Raw genomic sequence first — 18,806 nt, 5'->3', positions numbered from 1 at the left:
ACTATTCAGACTCCGCCAGCTCATGATTGGATAGTGCCAGGACAGCACTAGCAATAACAGGAAGTTAGCAATCTCAGCAGGACACCGACCAGACGGTGAGGAGACAAAAAAGATACGCAAAGGAGCCGCGGCTCCCGAGTGACATAAAAGCCCGCTTATGCGGGCTTTTTTATGCTCTTTGCCCCGTCCTGAAAGTGTTGACACGTTCCAGACTTAGATCCGGAGAACGTGATGATAGCTGAATACGAACAGGCAGATTAATTTCCTGATAACTCTTTTTATTTAACAGTGAACGACCATGGTTAAATAATATTCCTACAAGCTTAAAATCGTCACGATAAAAAGAAACGTATTTTTTAAATACATTCATCATTTAAACGTTCGACATCGTTAGACAGCCCACAACGCCGCATAGTGTAAAAATATCCAGTTAACTTCTCCATGAACAACTCTTGAATTTTCCTACTAAATACATATATTACGCATCCCGTTCAGTACATGGAATAACCTTTGATTTTTTTAATTGATATTGGAGTTACAAATGTCAAATAAGAAAATTTCGCGGAGCAATGGGGCAACAGGCCCCGTTAATAAGGTTGTCGCATGGTCAACAATCGCTTTGCAGGCTCTGTATCCTGCCCTTCTTAGCTTCACGCCAACCATCAGCCATGCGTCAGCCGTTAAGGCATCGCAGGCCGCCGCAGAACAGCAAGAACTGCGCGGCCTGTCTTCTCTCGCCGCGCAGGCTGGCAGAAGTATTGAAAACGGCCATGCGGGCAGTTTTGCTGCCAATACCGTCTCAGCACAGGCAACGAAGGAGGTGGTAGAGTGGCTACAGAAGTACGGTAATGCGCGTATTCAACTCAACGTCGATGACGCTTTCTCGTTAAAAGATTCGGCGTTCGATTTCCTTTATCCGTGGATTGATACAAAGCAGCATGTTTTATTTAGCCAGACATCGCTTCACCGTACCGATGACAGAACCCAAACTAATATCGGTATGGGTTATCGCTATTTCACGGCGGATAATTCAATGCTGGGCGCAAACTTATTTTATGACTACGATTTAAGTCGTCATCACGCACGTATGGGTGCAGGCGTTGAGTATTGGCAAGATTATTTACGCGCAGGCGCAAATGCTTATTTAAGATTATCAAAATGGAAGGATTCCCACGATCTGGATGATTATCAGGAACGTCCGGCGGATGGCTGGGATATCTATACCCAAGGTTGGTTGCCATCGTATCCGCAACTGGGCGCATCGCTTAAATATGAAAAGTATTACGGTAAGAATGTCGGCCTCTTCGGCAGCGAACAACTTCAGGAAAATCCGTACGCCTTTACAGGCGGGATCAGCTATACGCCGGTTCCGCTAGTTACGCTTTCCGCTGAACACAAGCAGGGGCGGAGCAATACTCATGATTCACGCTTCGGCATAGAGATTAACTATCGCCCCGGCATCCCGCTGGCGAAGCAGTTGGACAGCGACAATGTTGCGTTAATGCGCGAAGTTCAGCACGGACGCTACGATTTTGTCGAACGAAATAACAATATTGTTCTGGAATACCGCAAAAAATCGGTTCTGAAAATCCGCCTGCCTGAAAGCGTACAGGGGGAAGGTGGCGCCGTTATTCCGGTGACTATTTCGCTGGATAAATCCCACTGGGGCATTCAGTCGGTAGAGTGGAACGATAGCGCATTTACCGCCGCTGGCGGACGCATTTCCGGTAGCGGCACATCATGGCAACTGACGTTACCCGCTTATACACCAGGCGGCACTAATCATTGGCAAATCGGTGCAACGGCGCGAGATGTTAAAGGAAATGTCTCTAACTATGCGGTGATGAACGTGACGGTGACGGGGAGTTCAGCCTCTGTCGGCACAATGGATTTTACATTGAACGGCGAGCAGCAACCGATCATCGCTGCTGACGGGAAGTCACAGCATCCGGTTACGCTGGTGCTTAAAGATACCAATGGTAATCCGTTAACAGGACTTGCACATGACATTGAGTTGTCTTTAGCGTTTACACCTGACGCACAGAGAAATCGTGAGCGTTCGGCACAGGCTCCAAAGCTTGGTGAAGTGCAGGAAACCCGCTCCGGGGTGTATACCGCCACGCTGACGCCGGGTTTAACGGCGGGGACGGCACGCATAACCGCTAAAGTCCTGGGTAAAACAGAAACCCTGACGGTGACACTAAAAGCGGTTTCCGCAGAGGCGGCAAAATCGACATTCACGGTAATGCCCATGGAGCAGGTCGTTGGACATCCGATTAGCCTGGCGTTAGAAGCAAAAGATAAAGACGGGAATGCCATCACCGGCGACGACAGCTTACGTTTTTATGCAGTTTCAGCCAGCGGCGAAGTCCGTTTTACTGCCGTAGAAGAGAAAGACGGCGTGTACAGCGCTAAGGCAACGTCTGAACTGGCTCAGGCGACACGCATTGGTGTGACGTCACAAAAACATGATTTCTCTGGGCTGGAAAAACAAGCCAACTGGATTGCCGACAAAACGCAACCGGTGGTGCAGGCTTTTAACCTGACCAGGGACAATGCGCTGGCGGATGGCAAACAGAGTAATGTCGCGGTCGTTACCCTGACCGACCGTTATGGGAACCCGCTGTCCGGATACACGGTCACCCTGGCGTTACCGCCACAGGTTAAGATCGCGAATGGGGAGAACGTTGTGAAGACCGATGCCAAAGGTGAAGCAAGATTCTCACTGACCAGTTCAACTCCGGGAACTTATGATATTACACTAAGCGCGGGGAACATCAGCTCATCGCTAAGCGTAACATTTGCCTCTGCAATGGAGGGGGCAACATTGTCTCTGACGGCCAAAGACAATGGCGCAATCACCAATATTGCAGCAAACGGTCGCGATGGTGCCACGCTTGAAATCATGCTCAACAATACCGCCGCGTCGGTTGAAGGACAGAAAGTGGAGCTTATCGTAACGCCACAAGGGCTCGTGTACCCGGAGAAAATCACCACCAATAAAGACGGTTACGCGACGGTAACGTTAACTACGGTTAAGGCAGGTCATTACACCGTTAATGCCAGGGTTACAGATGGGCAGCACAGCGTTGAGTCCTCAAGCGTTGACCTGGAATTCGTACCTGATATTAACAGCGCAGTGCTGAATTTGACCGCACCGTCTGAGAGCATTGTGGCAAACGCATCAGCGGCACATGAAATTCAGGTACAGGTTGTCGACGGTGAAAACAACCCATTTAGTGGTGACGTGCACCTGACCAGTTCCCCTACCAGTGGATTAAAACTGGGCCAGTCCGAACTGACATTGGATGAGAAAGGAATGGCATCAACAACCTTTATTGCCGCAGAAGCCGGGCACTATCAATTGCAGGCAACCTTCATCAAAGAGGGTAAACGCGTTACGGCGAGTAAGGCGATTGAGGTGGTATCGGATCTGCAAAATGCCGCGTTGACGATCGAACCGTCAACGACATCCGCCGTAGTCAGTGATGTGGATAACGTGGCGTTTACCCTGCATCTGACCGATACATCAGGGAACAGCGTCAGCAACCGTAAGCTGAAAATTACGGCTACAGGCCCATCGCCACGCGATCCTCTGGTGATTGACAATACGCTTGTCACCACCAATGGTTCCGGTACTGCGACTGTAAATGTCCACGGTAATAAGGCGGGTCGTTACACGCTGACCGCCACATTGGCTGAACACGGTAGCAATGTCTCGGCAAATGCTTCGCTAACGCTGAATGCCGATGCCCAGAATCCAGTACTCACTCTGGAGCAGGATCCTGGCTATGCCGTTGCCAACCTTGAGCCGGTAGGCTTTATGGCCCGGTTGCAGGATAAATTCGGTAACCCGTTAAACGGCAGTGTCGAATTTAGCGCAGGCAGCAAAGCCAAACCCGGCAGCGGAACCTTTACGATGACGCCGGATAAAACCAACTTTAAGTTAGGGAATGCTTACTCTGAACTGAGAACGGATACGGCCGGTGTAAGTTGGGTGAGAGCGAAGGCGACGACGGGAGATAAAACATTGGAAAAAGTACTCACCGTCTGGGTAGTTGAGAACCATCAACCAAATTCCTGATCGGGATATAAACAAAAGATAGCCGGGGTGTTTTCGAGAGCACCCCGGCTACTGCCATAACCTCAAATATATCGACGCTTGCATTATTCTCATGGCCAGGCGAGCTATGAGAATAATGAGCACTTAAATAGCGCCAACCGTCATCCCATTCCTCCCCCTTTTACTCATCAAAAGGAGGGAAAAAAACGACTCACTTTTAACAAAGCCATTCATGACCTTACTTATCAACCGGATAATCCCTGTTAATCCACGCATGTTCATCTTCCCAGGTAAACATCCATTTGCGAACCGGGCCGGCCATCACGTTAAGGTAGTAACTGTCATATCCCGCCAGGGTTGCCACCGGGTGATACCCTTTCGGCACCATCACCACGTCGCGGTTATAGACTGCCATACACTCGTCAAGCGACCGGTCGTCGGTGTACACCCGTTGCATACAGAATCCCTGCGGCGGGTTGAGGCGATGGTAGTAAGTCTCCTCCAGATAGGTTTCCTGCGGGGGATTATCGGTGTCATGCTTATGGCTTGGGTAAGAACTGGTACAACCTTCGTTGGTCCACACCTCCACCACCAGCAGGCTATCTGCGGGTTTATCTTCCGGTAAGATGTTGTGCACGTAGCGCTGGTTGTGACCTTTGCCGCGCGCTTCCCCGTCGATATCCTTAGGTGCGATCAGCCGTGTTGGGTGCGTGCCTTTCCCCGGTGCAGCGCAGACCGCCAGCTCCAGTCTGGTCACCGCCTGAACCTGTATGGTTTCACCAGCAGTGACATAAACCGCCCACGGTTTGATGCGTTCAAACGGGCTCATCCGCTCACCGATATCCGTAAAAGTTGCGCCCGGCGTGGTGACGGTCGCGCGTCCGGCAACCAATACCAGACAACGTTCTTCGCTGACGGCGGGCAGCGTAAGCTGCTGCCCTTCCTCCAGTTCATACGCTCTAAAGCCAACATATCCCCAACCGGCGCTTTCCGGCGTTACTGACTGCGTACACCCTTGCTCGTCCGGCTGCTGCCAGCGTGATAATAAACGTGACATATCACCTCCTCAGATAAGCCCGGCATCCCGCGCCAGACGGCTAAGGTTGTTATAGCCCAGACGCGCATACGTCAGCGGATGCGCGATGGCTGGATCCTGCTCCGCCTCCACCACCAGCCACCCCTGATACTGGTTCGCCTTCAGCAATGCCATGATTGGCGGATAGTCAACGCAGCCATCTCCCGGCACGGTAAAGACGCCGCTCAGCACCGCATCAAGGAAGCTGGTTTTGCGGTTTTTGACATCCGCCAGCACGTCGGCACGTACGTCTTTGCAGTGAACATGGTTGATACGTGATGCCCAGCGCTGCGCCACAGCCAACGGATCGGCACCCGCAAAGGTCAAATGCCCGGTGTCGAGCAACAAGCCAACTTCATCACCGGTATTCGTCATCAGATTATCCACATCTTCAGCAGATTCAATCACCGTTCCCATGTGGTGGTGATAGGCAATCTGTACCCCCTGCTGCTGGGTGTAGCGCGCAAACTCGGTGAGTTTTTCACCGTACTCTTGCCAGCGCTCTTGCGGGAAGCGCGGACGCAGATGTACCGGCGTCTGCTGCTCGCCGTGAATGCAGCCACTGACTTCGGCAAAGACCAGCACCTTCGCTCCCAGTTCGCGCAGTAACGTCAGGTGCGATTGCACAGCGGCAATCTCCTCCTCCACGCTGCGTTCCAGCAGACGTCCGGAGTACCAGCCGGAAACCAGTTGCAGGTCGTGGCGCTGCAAAATGGGGCCGAGCAGTCGCGCCTCACGCGGGAATTTGTTGCCCAGTTCGAAACCAGCAAATCCAGCCTCTTTGCCCTCGCTCAGACACGTATCAAGCGACGTCTCAGCGCCCAGTGAAGGAAGATCGTCATTCGTCCATGTCAGTGGATTAATACCTAATTGTACCGTCATCATCTTCTCCTGAATTATGCTTGTCCGCGCTCGCGCCACCAGGCGATAAGCTGCAGGTAGTTATCTTTAATGCGCGCCACCAGCTGCGCATCGTCAATATCGTGTTTCAACCACGCGCGGGAAGCGTCGCCGAACAGCGTGCGTCCCACGGCAAAACCTTTCACCACCCCATGACCCGCAGCCGCTTTAAAATCAGCACGCAGTTGCTCTGCCGGAGCGTCCAGGCCCAGGATCACCACGCCACGGCAGTGCGGATCGCGCCGCTCGATAATGTCACTCAACGCCGTCCAGCCAGCAGAAGTCAGCGGTGGGAGTTTCCACCAGTCGGGGTAGATCCCTAAGTTGTAGAAACGGGAAATGGCGCGCAAATACAGTTCATCACTGCGCGGCATACTGGCCGGTAAAATCACCTCCAGCAGCAGCTCATGACCGGACTGGCAACAGGCGCGGTACACCTCAGCGATTTTTTGTTCTTGTTCCAGACGCAACGCGTGGGCATCTTCCGGATGGAAAAAGACCAGACACTTCACCACATGTTCCTGCGGCCAACTAATGAGCTGCGAGCCTATATTGCCGTGTTCCATCTCCAGCGGGCGCGACCCCGGCAGTTCGATAGGGCGACCTATCCACCAGCCCTCTCCGGTTATCGCATTCAGCGCATCCTGACCAAACGTACCATCGCACAGCAGCCCGGCCTTGCCCTCCAGCCCGGCGCTGTTGGCCGCTTCACGACTGGCCTGCAAAATAAGCTGTTTCAATGCCGGAATACGCTTCAAAGACGCGCCGCACTGCAACGCCATATCTTCCAGTTGGCTACGGTGATCGAAGGCCATCACGCACAGTTCCGGCCATGTGCGGCGGCGAGTCGTCACGCGATGCAAATGGTTGAGATGCAGATCGAGATCCGGACGCGGAACCTCTGCAGCGCGAGAAAGATAATCATCAAGCTCAACTTTACTCGGCATCGCCGGCGCACAGCCGTGACGTGATACCACCAGTGCGCCGCAGGCATTTGCATAGCGGCACGCCTGCTCCCACCCCTCATCGTTAAGATAGCCGCGCAGCAGGCCAGACATAAACGCATCCCCCGCCCCCAGCACGTTCAGCACCTCTACGCGCACGCCGGTGACCGTCAGGCCATCGTCCAGCCGGGCCGGGATCGCGTCGGTATACACCGAACTGCCAAGCGCACCGCGCTTGCAGACCAGCGTCGCGTGACTCACGCCGCGAACCTGCGACAGCGCCTGCAGCGTATCGGTACTGCCGCCCGCGATATGAAATTCCTCCTCAGTGCCGACAATTACATCAAAAAGATGCAGCACCTCCTGCAACTGGCGGGTGACCTGATCGGCGGCGATAAAGCGTGTTTCGCCGTCGCCTAAGGAAGTAAGCCCCCACAGCACCGGGCGATAGTCGATATCCAGCGCCGTACGCACGCCGTGACGCCGGGCGTAAGCGAGCGCCGTCAACACCGCCTCGCGGGTTTGCGGATGAGAAAGATGCGTCCCGGTGATGGCAAGACAACGAGCAGAAGCGATGTACTGTTCATCAACATCGCTGGCGGTAATCGCCATATCCGCGCAGTTATCACGGTAAAAAATCAGTGGGAAGGTGTCCCGGTCTTTAATGCCGAGTAGCACCAGCGCCGTCAGGCGGTCTTTATCAGTGATCAGATGGCTGGTATCGCAGCCTACCTGGTTTAATTCTTCACGCAGGAAACGCCCCATATGTTCGTCGCCAACCCGCGCCAGCATTGAGGAGCGCAGCCCCTGGCGTGCCGTGCCGTAAGCCACGTTGCCGGACGAACCACCAAGATATTTGGCAAAGCTCGACACATCTTCCAGGCGTGCGCCAATCTGCTGACTGTAGAGGTCAACCGCCACGCGGCCCATGCATATCACATCAAACTGCTTTTCCACGTTGATACCTCTTCAGACAATGTCGTTCACGTTCAGCCAGCGGCCTTCCTGGTGCGAGAGTGCGATAGCGTCAAGCACGCGCGAAACCTTCCAGCCCTCTTCAAAGTCCGGCCACATCGGTGCATCGGCGGCAATGCCGTCCACCAGGTCACGTACTTCTACTGTTTTCTGGTCGTTAAAGCCGATACCATGCCCGGCTCCCATGCAAAACGCGCCGTAGTCCGGGTGCGCCGGGCCAACCAGTAAAGTGCGAAACCCCTGGCGGTTGACCGGATCGTCATGCAGATAGAGCTTCAGCTCAGCCATACGCTCCTGAGTAAAACTGATGGTTCCTTTGGTCCCGGTAATCACATACGACAACCCCATCTTGCGGCCACAGGCAACGCGCGAGGTTTCAATCACCCCTTGCGCACCGCCTGCAAAGCGCACCATCGCGTGGGCCTGATCTTCGTTCTCTACCGTCACCATTTGCGAGGAACCGACTTTCGCCGGACGCTGTGGCACCACGATCTTCAGGTCGCCGCAGACCTGATGAATATCCCCAACCAGGTACTGCGCCATATTGACGATATGCGCCGCCAGATCGCCAAGCGCACCAAGTCCGGCGGTCTCTTTAAAGCAATGCCAGTGGATCGGCGCAAGCGGATCGGCCATGTAGTCTTCGTTGTGGGTGCCGTAGAAATGGATCACCTCACCAATTTCTCCGCGCTCAATGATCTCTTTCGCCAGCTGCGCCGTCGGGTTCTTCATATAGTTGAACCCCACCAGCGTTTTCACTCCTGCCCGCTGTGCAGCCTCAACCATTTCACGTGCGTCGTGGGCATTCAGCGCCAACGGCTTTTCTGAGTACACATGCTTGCCATGGCGAATCGCTTCCAGCGCCATCTCTTTGTGTAGATGATTAGGAGAACAGATATCCACGACATCAATGGCCGGGTCAGCCACCAGCGCACGCCAGTCTCCGGTTGAGCGATTGAAGCCAAACGCCTGCGCCCGCTCGGCGGCAAGCTCTGGAGAGACTTCCGCCACCATTTCGCGCACCAGCTTGCCGCGCAGGTTAAACACCGTCGGGGCCTGGGCATAGGCGATAGCATGCGCCTTGCCGATATACCCGGTGCCAATCAATCCAATACGAACTTCTTTCATCATGATCCTCACAATGCGCCGCGACGGCTCTTGGCGTAGGTATCGAACGCCACCGCCAGAACGATAATTAAGCCGGTAATAATTTGTTGGTAGTAAGCCGAGACGTTCATCAGCACCAGACCGTTAATCAGGATGCCCATGATGATCGAGCCGATAATGGTGCCGCCAATACGCCCGTAGCCGCCCATCAGTGAGGTACCGCCAATGACCACCGAGGCGATAACGCGCAGCTCAAACGAGATCCCGGCGACCGCTTCTGCACTGCCCAACCGCGCGCTGAGAATGAAGCCCGCCAGCCCTGCCAGACAGCCAATTAACACGTAGACGCTCACCAGCACGCGCTTCACGTTAACCCCTGCCAGACGCGCCGCCTCCGGGTTGCCGCCGATGGCGTACACGAAGCGCCCCCAGCGGGTTTTATGTAGCGCCAGATAACCGCCTACCGCCACCAGCGCGAATATCCAGATTGGAATGGAGATACCAAGCAGTTCGCCGCGTCCCCACCAGCGGTATCCCGCGTCGAAACCGGCAATTGGTGCGCCGTCGTTAATCACCAGCGTCAGGCCGCGCCAGATCGTCATCCCGCCGAGGGTGACGATAAACGGCGGCAGACGCAGGCGGGTCACGCCGAGGCCATGCAGAAAACCAATCGCGGTGCCCATCGCCATACAGATACCAAGGCCAATCAGCCAGCTCATGCCGCCCCAGGCGTTCGGGTCGACGGTGGTGAAGTTGTCGCCCTTAATCACATACGCGGCGGTCATGGCGCAGACCGCCAGGATGGAGCCCACCGACAGATCGATCCCGGCGGTCAGAATGACAAACGTCATCCCCACCGCCATGATCCCGTAGATGGAGACTTCGGTCAGAATGTTGAAAATATTGCGTTCAGAAAGAAAATTGCTGTTCTGCAACTGAAAGAAAATCAGCAGCAGGATCATGAAAATCAGTACCCCAAAGCGCTCAAAAAAGGCAATGGGATCAAGACGTCCGCCGCGTTTGGCAGGAACCTGCGTTTTAGAAATAATCTGCGTCATGAATCACTCCGTTATGCCGCATTCAGGGCGTTGTGGTTGATGGCCATCATCGTCATTAGCCGCTCTTCATTAGCGTCGTCACCGTGGATCTCGCCAGTCACCCGGCCTTCACTCAACGTGATGATCCGATCGGAAACCGCCATGACTTCCGGCAGATCGGAGGAGATCACGATCACCGCCACGCCCTTTTTCGCCATATCAAACAGCACCTGATGGACTTCTGATTTGGTGCCAACATCGATGCCGCGCGTTGGTTCATCCACGATCAACACCCGAGGATTAAGCGCCATGCAGCGCGCGAGGATTACTTTCTGCTGGTTCCCGCCGGAGAGCTTGCGCACCTCCTGCGCGCTGTTGACCATTTTGATCTGCAGCGCCTGGCGGTATGACTCGATCAGGGCATCCTCTTTGCGGGTATTCACGAACCAGCGCCAGTGCAGCAGTGACGAGAGGCTGGAGAGCGACAGGTTGTCGCGGATCGACAGCCCAAGCACCGCGCCCTCTTTTTTACGATCTTCCGGTACCAGCGCCAGCCCCTGATCCAGCGCAAACAGCGGATCGCGCGGCTGATATGGCACGCCATCAAGTTCAAAGCTGCCGGAAGTAAAACCGTCGGCGCCAAACAGGCAGCGGGCCACTTCGGTGCGCCCGGCACCCACCAGTCCGGCAATGCCTAACACTTCGCCAGCATGCACGTGGAAGCTAATGTCGTGCAGCGCGATACCATGCGGATCCAGCGGCGGTTTTTCGCGGCTAAGCCCCTTCACCGCCAGACGCACAGGTTTATCTTCATGGTGAGTTTCGCTGGCCGGACGGCGATTAAAGGCCACATCGCGCCCCACCATCAGGCGGATCAGCTGTTCTACGGTGGTCTGTGCAACCGCGCCATTCCCGGTGAATCGTCCATCCTGGAAAACAGTGAACTGGTCGCAGAGTTGAAAAACTTCATGCAGGCGATGGGTGACGTAGATAATGCTCACGCCACGCCCTTTAAGTTCCCGCACCACACGGTGTAGGCTTTCTACTTCGCTGTCGCTCAGCGCGGCGGAAGGTTCATCCATAATGATCAGCTTTGCGTTCAGCGTCAGCGCTCGCGCAATTTCCACCATTTGCTGCTGCGCCACGCTCAGTCGGGCCACGGCCGTGGTTGGCGCAACGTTCAGTTGCAGGTAATCCAGAATCACCTGCGCTTCCTGATTTACCGCCTTTTCGTCAACAATCAGATTGCGTTTGCGCGGTTCGCGATCGAGAAACATATTCTCGGCGACGGTCATATTGGGCAGCAGATTAAATTCCTGATAAATCGTGATAATGCCCTTGTTCTGCCGCTCAACCGGAGAGTCTTCTACCGGCAATGTTTCGCCGTTGAACCAAATATCCCCGCGTGTTTGCGGCTGCGCGCCCGCCAGCGCTTTCAGCAGGGTCGATTTTCCGGCACCGTTCTCACCTAACAGCGCATGAATTTCGCCTGCTCCGACGGTCAGCTGTGCGCTGCTCAGCGCCCAAACGCCGGAAAAGCTTTTCGCCAGGTCGGTCACTTTCAGTAAGGGTTGCGACATCGGTCTGCTCCTCCTTTAGAGTGAGCCGCCGTAACGGCGGCTCCAGATATACACAAAATCATTCAAGTTGCATCAAGGCGGCAAGTCTGAGAATCCCCAGGAGCTTACTCAAGTAAGTGACTGGGGTGAGCAGATGCAGCCAACACAGAGGCAGCTTGAAGGATGACGTGTATAAATCAGTTACCGGCTTCGTTAATACGCTCGGCCTGCTGCAGGTTCTCTTTGGTGATAAGCGTTGGCGGGTAGTCAGCCCCGGTGATCGCAGTCTTCTCACGGACGTTATTCACCAACTGGCTCATGGCCGTTTTCACCGCAAAGCCAGGACGCTGATCCGCCGTCACTGCCAGCCAGCCGTCGCGCACACGCGCCAGTGCTTCCGGCACGGCATCGAAGCCCGTGACCAGAACTTCACCCGGTTTCAGTCCTTGTCCCTGTAACGCTTCAATCGCGCCCAAGGCCATATCGTCGTTAGCGGAGAGGATCACCTGCGGACGCTTCGGCAACGAAGGCAGAACGCTTTCGACAATGCGCATCCCTTCAGAACGCATCCAGTTACCGGTCTGATCGGCAACGATCTTGTACTTTTCACCACCCGCCTTCAGGCTGTCGCGAATGCCTTTAGTACGTTCAATGTTGGAGGAGGAGCCTGGCTGGCCGGTCAGCAGAATAATGTCTGCCCCGTCAGGGAATTTGGTTTTGACAAAGTCGCCAATCGCCTGACCGCCCTTGTAGTTGTTCGCGCCGAAGTGCGGCACTTTTTTCTGGCTGTCAACGGAGCGGTCGAGGGTAACAACGGGCAGTTTCGCATCCTGAATTTCATCTACCGCGCTGGACACCGCGTTGACATCGTTCGGTGAAACAATAAAGCCCTGTGCGCCACGAGTTATGGCGTTTTCCAGGTCAGCGACCTGTTTTGGCGAGCTACCCTGCCCGTCCAGGACCTGTAAATTCACGCCCATCTCTTTTGCGGCTTTCACCGCCGTGCGCTGCATGTGAACTTCAAATGGCATCGCCAGGTTTGGCGTGCTGAAAACAATTTGCTCATTTTCAGCAATGGCTGCCCCGGATGTCATGGCGATGAGGACAGCTAAGATCAGTTTTTTCATTATTATGTCTCTCTGTGTAGGGTAGGTTGTGGTGACAATCAGAGGAGAACTTCACGTTGGCTATGCAGTGACTCCAGCGCTTTATCCGCCAGATACAGCGCACGCTCGCCATCGTCCCCGCTGCAATCAGGGACCGCTTCGCCGCGCAGTACCGCAACAAAGTGTTCCCATTCCGCGGCATAGGCCGATTTATAACGCTGCAGGAAGAAATGTTCAGGTAACGCGCTGGTGCAGCCGGTCTTCGCGTAGTGCTGCACCTGATTTTCGAGAATGTTGCCCGCGCACAGCAGCCCTTCAGAGCCGTGCAGCTCAAGGCGCTGATCGTATCCGTAAGAAGAACGGCGGCTGTTGACGATGGTCGCCATCGCACCGGAGGCATATTTCAGTACGATGAACGCGGTATCGATATCGCCCGCTTCGCCAATCGCCGGATCCACCAGATTGCTGCCCTGGGCATACACCGAAACCGGCTCCTCGCCCATAATAAAGCGCGCCATATCAAAATCGTGGATGGTCATATCACGGAACATACCGCCGGACACACGCACGTATTCCGCAGGCGGCGGCGACGGGTCGCGGGAGATGATCAGCAGCGATTCCGGCTTTCCGATACGCCCGGCCAGTGCGTCAGTTTTCACACGGCGAAACTGTGGATCGAAGCGGCGGTTGAAACCGATAAACAACGGTACGTCGTACTCTTTGACCACTTTCAGGCAGTCGCGTACACGGGCCAGATCCAGGTGGACCGGCTTTTCACAGAAGATGGCTTTGCCGTGGCGGGCGGCCATTTCAATCAGATCCGCATGGGTATCGGTCGCGGAGGCAATCAGCACGGCGTGAACGTTAGGGTCCGTCATCGCCTCATCCAGGCTTTGCAAACGAGCCTGGTACTGTGTGGCAAGACGGGTGGCAAATTCCTGATTCGGGTCGACGACGGACCAGAGGGTAGTGGCACTGTGACTGGCAATGTTAGCTGCATGTACCTGGCCAATTCGGCCAGCGCCCAGTAAAGCAATGTTAAACATAACGGCTCCCGGTGTTGGTGAATGCGATGAACTAACGACCCTTTAAATAAAACATTTATTTCATTTTTATAAATAGTGAAAATTATGTTTTTGGGTTCAAGTTAACACTTTTGAGATGATCGAGATAAAATCTGTTATCAATATCACAACATAACAACAGGGAAGATGCAGGAATTGGCCCCCTTCCGTTCAGGAAGGAGGCGATGGATGAAGAGAAAGGAAAAATGAAATGAAAATTTCGTTGTCGCAGGTTACCGGATGACAGCGCTAACGACTTATCCGGCCTGGGGTAGAATCCGCTGTAGGCCGGATAAGCGCGGCGCCATCCGACATTAATCGTTTAGTACTGACGTGCGTTTTTCACCTGCTCAAACGTCTGCTCAGCCGCTTTTCGCACCGACGGAGATTCTGCCACCTGCGCATCGCCAGTGCGCCACCAGGAGGCATAGTCGTGGGTCATGGTTTTCGGCAGGACTTTGATATCCAGCAGCACAGGTCCCGAATGCGCACGCGAGGCTTCCAGCGCCGCCAGTAGGCTTTGCTCGTCATGTACACGCCATGCCCGACAGCCGTAGCTTTCCGCGTTTTTAGCAAAATCGACCTTCACCAATGGCCCATCCAACCGTCCGGTTTGCGGATTACGGTGACGGTTTTCCGTACCGAAGCTCCCCATCCCATGCCCCATCTGCAGGTTGTTAATACACCCGAAGCTGGCGTTATCAAACAGCAGGATAGTGACTTTTATCCCCTCCTGGACGGCGGTTTGTAGCTCGGAATGCAGCATCATGTACGAGCCATCCCCCACCATGGCATATACCGGCTGCTGCGGCTTCGCCAGCCTGGCTCCAATAGCAGCCGCAATCTCATAGCCCATACAGGAGTAACCGTATTCCAGGTGATAGCTGTCCGGGGTTTTGACCCGCCAGATACGCTGTAAATCGCCAGGCAGCGATCCGGCGGCCCCTACGACGATAGCGTTATCTTCAATGTGCTGATTGATAAGCCCCAGCACCTTCGTCTGGGTCAACCGGGTGTTTAGCGTGTCGCCATATTCCGCCAGCTGAGCGTCAAGATGCCCAGCCACTTCGGGTTCGTCATCGGGACGCCAGTCGCGCTCCCATAAACGTTGGCACTCATCGCGCCAGGCCTCTTGCGCCTGCGCGACCTCCTTCCCCCAATCGCTGCGGTAGTCTTTCAGTGTTTCAGTTAATGCCGTAAGCCCGGTACGGGCGTCGGCGATAAGCGCAGTGGCATCAAGCTTCAGTGCGTCAAACTCCGCCACGTTAAGCAGCAGGAACTCAACCTCCGGATGAGAAAACAGCGCTTTCGAACCGGTGGTAAAGTCGGTGAGGCGCGTACCAATGCCGATCACCAGATCGGCTTGCGGTGCGAGCTGATTCGCTGCCATCCCTCCAGTTACCCCAATGCCTCCGAGGTTAAGTGGGTGGTCACTAACCAGCGCTCCCTTTCCGGCCTGAGTTTCGGCAAACGGCAGTTGCAGCGTTTCAACAAACGTACGAAACGCCTCATGCGCGCCGGAATATCGTACCCCGCCGCCGCATACCACCAGCGGACGGCGTTTGCGGGCAATCAGCGCCCGCGCCATCGCCAGACGCTGCGGGTCGGGTGGTCGACGTTCGATCAAATGAACGCGGCGCGCAAAGAAGCTCTGCGGATAGTCCCAGGCTTCCCCCTGCACATCCTGTGGCAGGCAAATAGTTACGGCACCAGTATCTGCGGGGTCAGTAAGCGTTCGCATCGCGTTTAGCATCGCGCTCATTAACTGCTCCGGGCGGTTAATCCGGTCCCAGTAACGCGAGACCGGGCGGAAGCAGTCGTTGGTACTGATGCCAAGGTCATGGTATTGCTCAATTTGCTGCAATACCGGGTCCGGCTGACGACTGGCGTAGACATCGCCAGGCAACAGCAGCAGCGGAATACGATTCGCCGTCGCGGTTGCCGCTGCGGTCACCATGTTTGCCGCTCCCGGCCCAACAGATGACGTCACGGCAAAAATACGCTGGCGCCGATGCTGTTTGGCGAATCCGGTCGCCATGTGCGCAATTCCCTGCTCATTACATCCCTGCATCACCTGCAAATGACCGGGTGCCTGCTCCAGCGCCTGGCCAATGCCAAGCACGTTACCGTGACCAAAGATGGTGGCGACGCCCTCGACAAAGGGCGTTTCCACGCCATCGACACAGATATATTGTTGATTAAGGAATTTGACCAGCGCCTGAGCCATGGTCATACGTTCGGTTTGCATAAACCCTCCTGTCAGCCCAGCGTTGGCATGGAGAACGCGGCCCCTGTGTCCTGCAGCATCTCCGGCCAGCGTGCGGTGACGGTTTTCATCCGGGTGTAGAAGCGCACGCCATCGTTACCATGAACGTTCAGCGCACCAAAAATAGACCGCTTCCAGCCGCCAAAACTGTGGAACGCCATCGGCACCGGAATTGGAACGTTTACGCCCACCATGCCCGCCTGCACTTCTTCGCAGAAGCGACGCGCACAGCCGCCGTCACGTGTGAAAATTGCCGTGCCATTACCATATTCATGACGGTTAATCAGTTCCACCGCGCTGCTGTAATCTGCTACGCGCACCACAGAAAGCACCGGTCCAAAAATCTCTTCTTTATAGATGGTCATCTCCGGCGTGACGTTATCAAACAGGGTCGGCCCGACAAAATAACCCTGCTCATGGCCTTTAACGCTAAAACGTCGACCATCCACGCGCAGGCTGGCCCCCTGCGATTCCCCACTGTCGATATAACCGAGCACTTTATTACGATGTACAGAGGAGATAAGCGGCCCCATTTCATTTTCCGGTGTCTGGTCAAGACCAGGCCCGACACGCAGCGCCGCAATCTGTTTTTCCAGTCTCGAGCACAGCTCGTCTGCCGTTTTGTCCCCTACCGCCAGCACGACCGAAAGCGCCATGCAGCGTTCACCCGCCGCGCCGTAAGCGGCCCCCATAATGGCGTTGGTCGCCATATCCATGTCGGCATCCGGCATTAAAATGCAGTGATTTTTAGCGCCACCTAACGCCTGGCAACGCTTACCGTGGGCCGATGCCGTCTGATAAATGTATTCCGCAATCGGCGTAGAGCCGACAAAGCTCACGGCCTGCACACGCGGGTCAGTTAACAGCACGTCAACGGACTCTTTGTCCCCCTGCACGACGTTGAACACGCCGTCCGGCAATCCGGCGTCTTGCAGTAGTTTGGCCAGAGCCAGGGCGAGAGAAGGGTCTTTTTCTGAGGGTTTCAGCACGAAGGTATTCCCGGTTGCCAGCGCGATGGGGAACATCCACATCGGTACCATTGCCGGAAAGTTAAACGGCGTGATCCCGACGCAAACCCCGAGCGGTTGCATCAGCGAATGGCTATCGACGCCGGTCCCTACGTTGGCTGAGTGTTCGCCCTTTTGCAGATGTGGGATGCCACAGGCAAACTCCACCACTTCCAGGCCGCGGGTCAGCTCACCAACTGCGTCAGAGAATACCTTGCCATGCTCTTCGCTGATGATGCGAGCCAGCCTCTCCATGTTTTCTTCCAACAGCGCCTTAAAGCGGAACATCACTCGCGCACGTTTTAACGGAGAATGGCGCGCCCAACCGGGGAATGCGTCGTGCGCTGCCGCAATGGCCTGCTCGGTTTCCTGTGTCGTACTCATCACCACCTGGCGGATCTGCTCGCCGGTGGCCGGGTTGAAGATTGCCTGAACGCGCTGGCCTGAACCGGTGACACATTCGCCGTGGATAAAATTCGCTACTGTCTCCATCCTTAACCTCTCGCTGTTGATACGTGACTGTTACCTGAACACTGTTATCTGTGTACTATATATGAAACAAACATTCCATTTTAAGTTGAAATAAAACAAATAATGATTAATGTGATCAAGGATAGGTTTTTATGTTAACAAGCGGAATCGCATGATTAGCGTGCACTGGCATAACGTTTCAGCGGACGACAAGCCTGAAGCTTTTGTTTCGTTTTTACAGCCAGATGAATGAGTGACATTTCAAAGACGCGGTTTTGCGTTTAGAATCATAAAACTATGTACCAGGAGGTAAAATGACAACAGCAACCAGCCTGAACGAGCTGCAGCAGCAAATCCGCGATCGCTACGATAGCCTGAGTAAGAGGCTGCAGCAGGTGTCCCGCTATGTGCTGGATAATACCAATAGCGTGGCCTTTGATACGGTTGCCGTCATTGCTGAACGTGCCGGAGTGCCACCCTCAACGCTTATCCGCTTCGCCAATGCTTTTGACTTCACCGGCTTCAACGAAATGAAACAGCTGTTTCGTATGAACCTGGTAGAGGAAACCGCCAGTTACAGCGACCGCGCGCGCATGTTCCGTGAGATGGAAAGCGAAGCCGTACCGGAAACCCCGCTCGATATCCTGCAGGAGTTCGCCCGTTCGAATACCCAGGCGCTCCAGCAGCTGGCAGCCCGTGCCGAACCTGAAATGCTGGAACGCGCCGTACAATTGCTGGCAGAAGCCGACACCATTTACATTGCAGGTCTGCGTCGTTCGTTTAGCGTAGCAGCCTATCTTACCTACGCGCTGAGCCATCTTGAATGTCGCCCTATTTTGCTCGACGGAATGGGCGGAATGCTGCGCGAGCAGATTAACCGCATCAAAGCGCAGGATATCGTGGTGTCGATTAGCTTCTCGCCTTATGCGGAAGAAACGCTGATGGTCAGCGAAACTGCGGCCAATGCCGGCGCGCGCCAGATCGTGATTACCGACAGCCAGATAAGCCCGCTGGCCACGTTCAGCGATCTCTGCTTTGTGGTGAAAGAGGCGCAGGTTGACGCGTTTCGATCCCAGTCTGCGACGCTGTGCCTGGTGCAGTCGCTAGTGGTGGCGCTGGCTTACCGTCTGGGTGACGGGAGTAATGAAAACGGTCATTCTGTCGGGTGATGAGCACTGCAAAAATTGACGATCCGCTTTATTACATTCCCGCCAGCGTGACGTGAAACCGTG

12 protein-coding genes are annotated in these 18,806 nt (G+C 55.0%); 2 read left to right on the top strand and 10 right to left on the bottom strand.

Annotated elements, in window-relative coordinates:
• The first annotated feature begins 541 nt into the window (after window positions 1-541).
• The gene (locus GHC22_RS05880) at window positions 542-4,084 is read left to right on the top strand and encodes an inverse autotransporter beta domain-containing protein (protein ID WP_153752439.1); all 3,543 of its coding nucleotides are present in this window, start codon (window positions 542-544) and stop codon (window positions 4,082-4,084) included.
• A 217-nt stretch (window positions 4,085-4,301) separates the two neighbouring features.
• Here the strand turns inward: GHC22_RS05880 and iolB are convergent, their stop codons facing one another.
• The 10 genes from iolB to GHC22_RS05830 form a co-directional block, all read right to left on the bottom strand.
• Window positions 4,302-5,120, bottom strand: a complete 819-nt coding sequence (iolB, locus tag GHC22_RS05875; RefSeq protein ID WP_153752437.1) for a 5-deoxy-glucuronate isomerase — start codon at window positions 5,118-5,120, stop codon at window positions 4,302-4,304.
• Between the two features lie 9 nt (window positions 5,121-5,129).
• Window positions 5,130-6,020 (bottom strand): myo-inosose-2 dehydratase, encoded by an 891-nt coding sequence (iolE, locus tag GHC22_RS05870; protein ID WP_060683363.1) that lies wholly within the window; start codon window positions 6,018-6,020, stop codon window positions 5,130-5,132.
• Between the two features lie 14 nt (window positions 6,021-6,034).
• Window positions 6,035-7,939: a 5-dehydro-2-deoxygluconokinase gene (iolC, locus tag GHC22_RS05865; protein ID WP_153752436.1), complete on the bottom strand. Its 1,905-nt coding sequence runs from the start codon at window positions 7,937-7,939 to the stop codon at window positions 6,035-6,037.
• A gap of 12 nt (window positions 7,940-7,951) precedes the next feature.
• Window positions 7,952-9,085 (bottom strand): Gfo/Idh/MocA family protein, encoded by a 1,134-nt coding sequence (locus tag GHC22_RS05860; protein WP_153753958.1) that lies wholly within the window; start codon window positions 9,083-9,085, stop codon window positions 7,952-7,954.
• An 8-nt stretch (window positions 9,086-9,093) separates the two neighbouring features.
• On the bottom strand, window positions 9,094-10,122 hold the full coding sequence (locus GHC22_RS05855; protein WP_003826102.1) for an ABC transporter permease: 1,029 nt from the start codon (window positions 10,120-10,122) through the stop codon (window positions 9,094-9,096).
• Between the two features lie 11 nt (window positions 10,123-10,133).
• Complete coding sequence (locus tag GHC22_RS05850) at window positions 10,134-11,681, bottom strand: sugar ABC transporter ATP-binding protein (RefSeq protein WP_153752434.1); 1,548 nt, start codon at window positions 11,679-11,681, stop codon at window positions 10,134-10,136.
• Window positions 11,682-11,857: 176 nt separating this feature from the next.
• Window positions 11,858-12,787, bottom strand: a complete 930-nt coding sequence (locus GHC22_RS05845; RefSeq protein WP_003826099.1) for a sugar ABC transporter substrate-binding protein — start codon at window positions 12,785-12,787, stop codon at window positions 11,858-11,860.
• 38 nt (window positions 12,788-12,825) lie between these two features.
• Complete coding sequence (gene iolG, locus GHC22_RS05840) at window positions 12,826-13,812, bottom strand: inositol 2-dehydrogenase (RefSeq protein ID WP_003826096.1); 987 nt, start codon at window positions 13,810-13,812, stop codon at window positions 12,826-12,828.
• 340 nt (window positions 13,813-14,152) lie between these two features.
• A complete protein-coding gene (gene iolD / locus GHC22_RS05835; protein WP_079934253.1) occupies window positions 14,153-16,078 on the bottom strand; it encodes a 3D-(3,5/4)-trihydroxycyclohexane-1,2-dione acylhydrolase (decyclizing) in 1,926 nt (641 codons plus the stop codon).
• Between the two features lie 11 nt (window positions 16,079-16,089).
• Window positions 16,090-17,595, bottom strand: coding sequence for a CoA-acylating methylmalonate-semialdehyde dehydrogenase (locus tag GHC22_RS05830; RefSeq protein WP_137377541.1), 1,506 nt, complete (start codon window positions 17,593-17,595; stop codon window positions 16,090-16,092).
• 293 nt (window positions 17,596-17,888) lie between these two features.
• Here GHC22_RS05830 and GHC22_RS05825 point away from each other — a divergent pair, with 293 nt between their 5' ends.
• The gene (locus GHC22_RS05825) at window positions 17,889-18,743 is read left to right on the top strand and encodes a MurR/RpiR family transcriptional regulator (protein WP_137377542.1); all 855 of its coding nucleotides are present in this window, start codon (window positions 17,889-17,891) and stop codon (window positions 18,741-18,743) included.
• The last annotated feature ends 63 nt before the right edge of the window (window positions 18,744-18,806 follow it).

The sequence above is a fragment of the Citrobacter sp. H12-3-2 genome (genome assembly GCF_009649895.1).
Lineage (GTDB): Bacteria > Pseudomonadota > Gammaproteobacteria > Enterobacterales > Enterobacteriaceae > Citrobacter > Citrobacter portucalensis.
The sequence above is the reverse complement of the archived record's forward strand: the minus strand, read 5'-3'. Positions and strand labels throughout refer to the sequence as shown.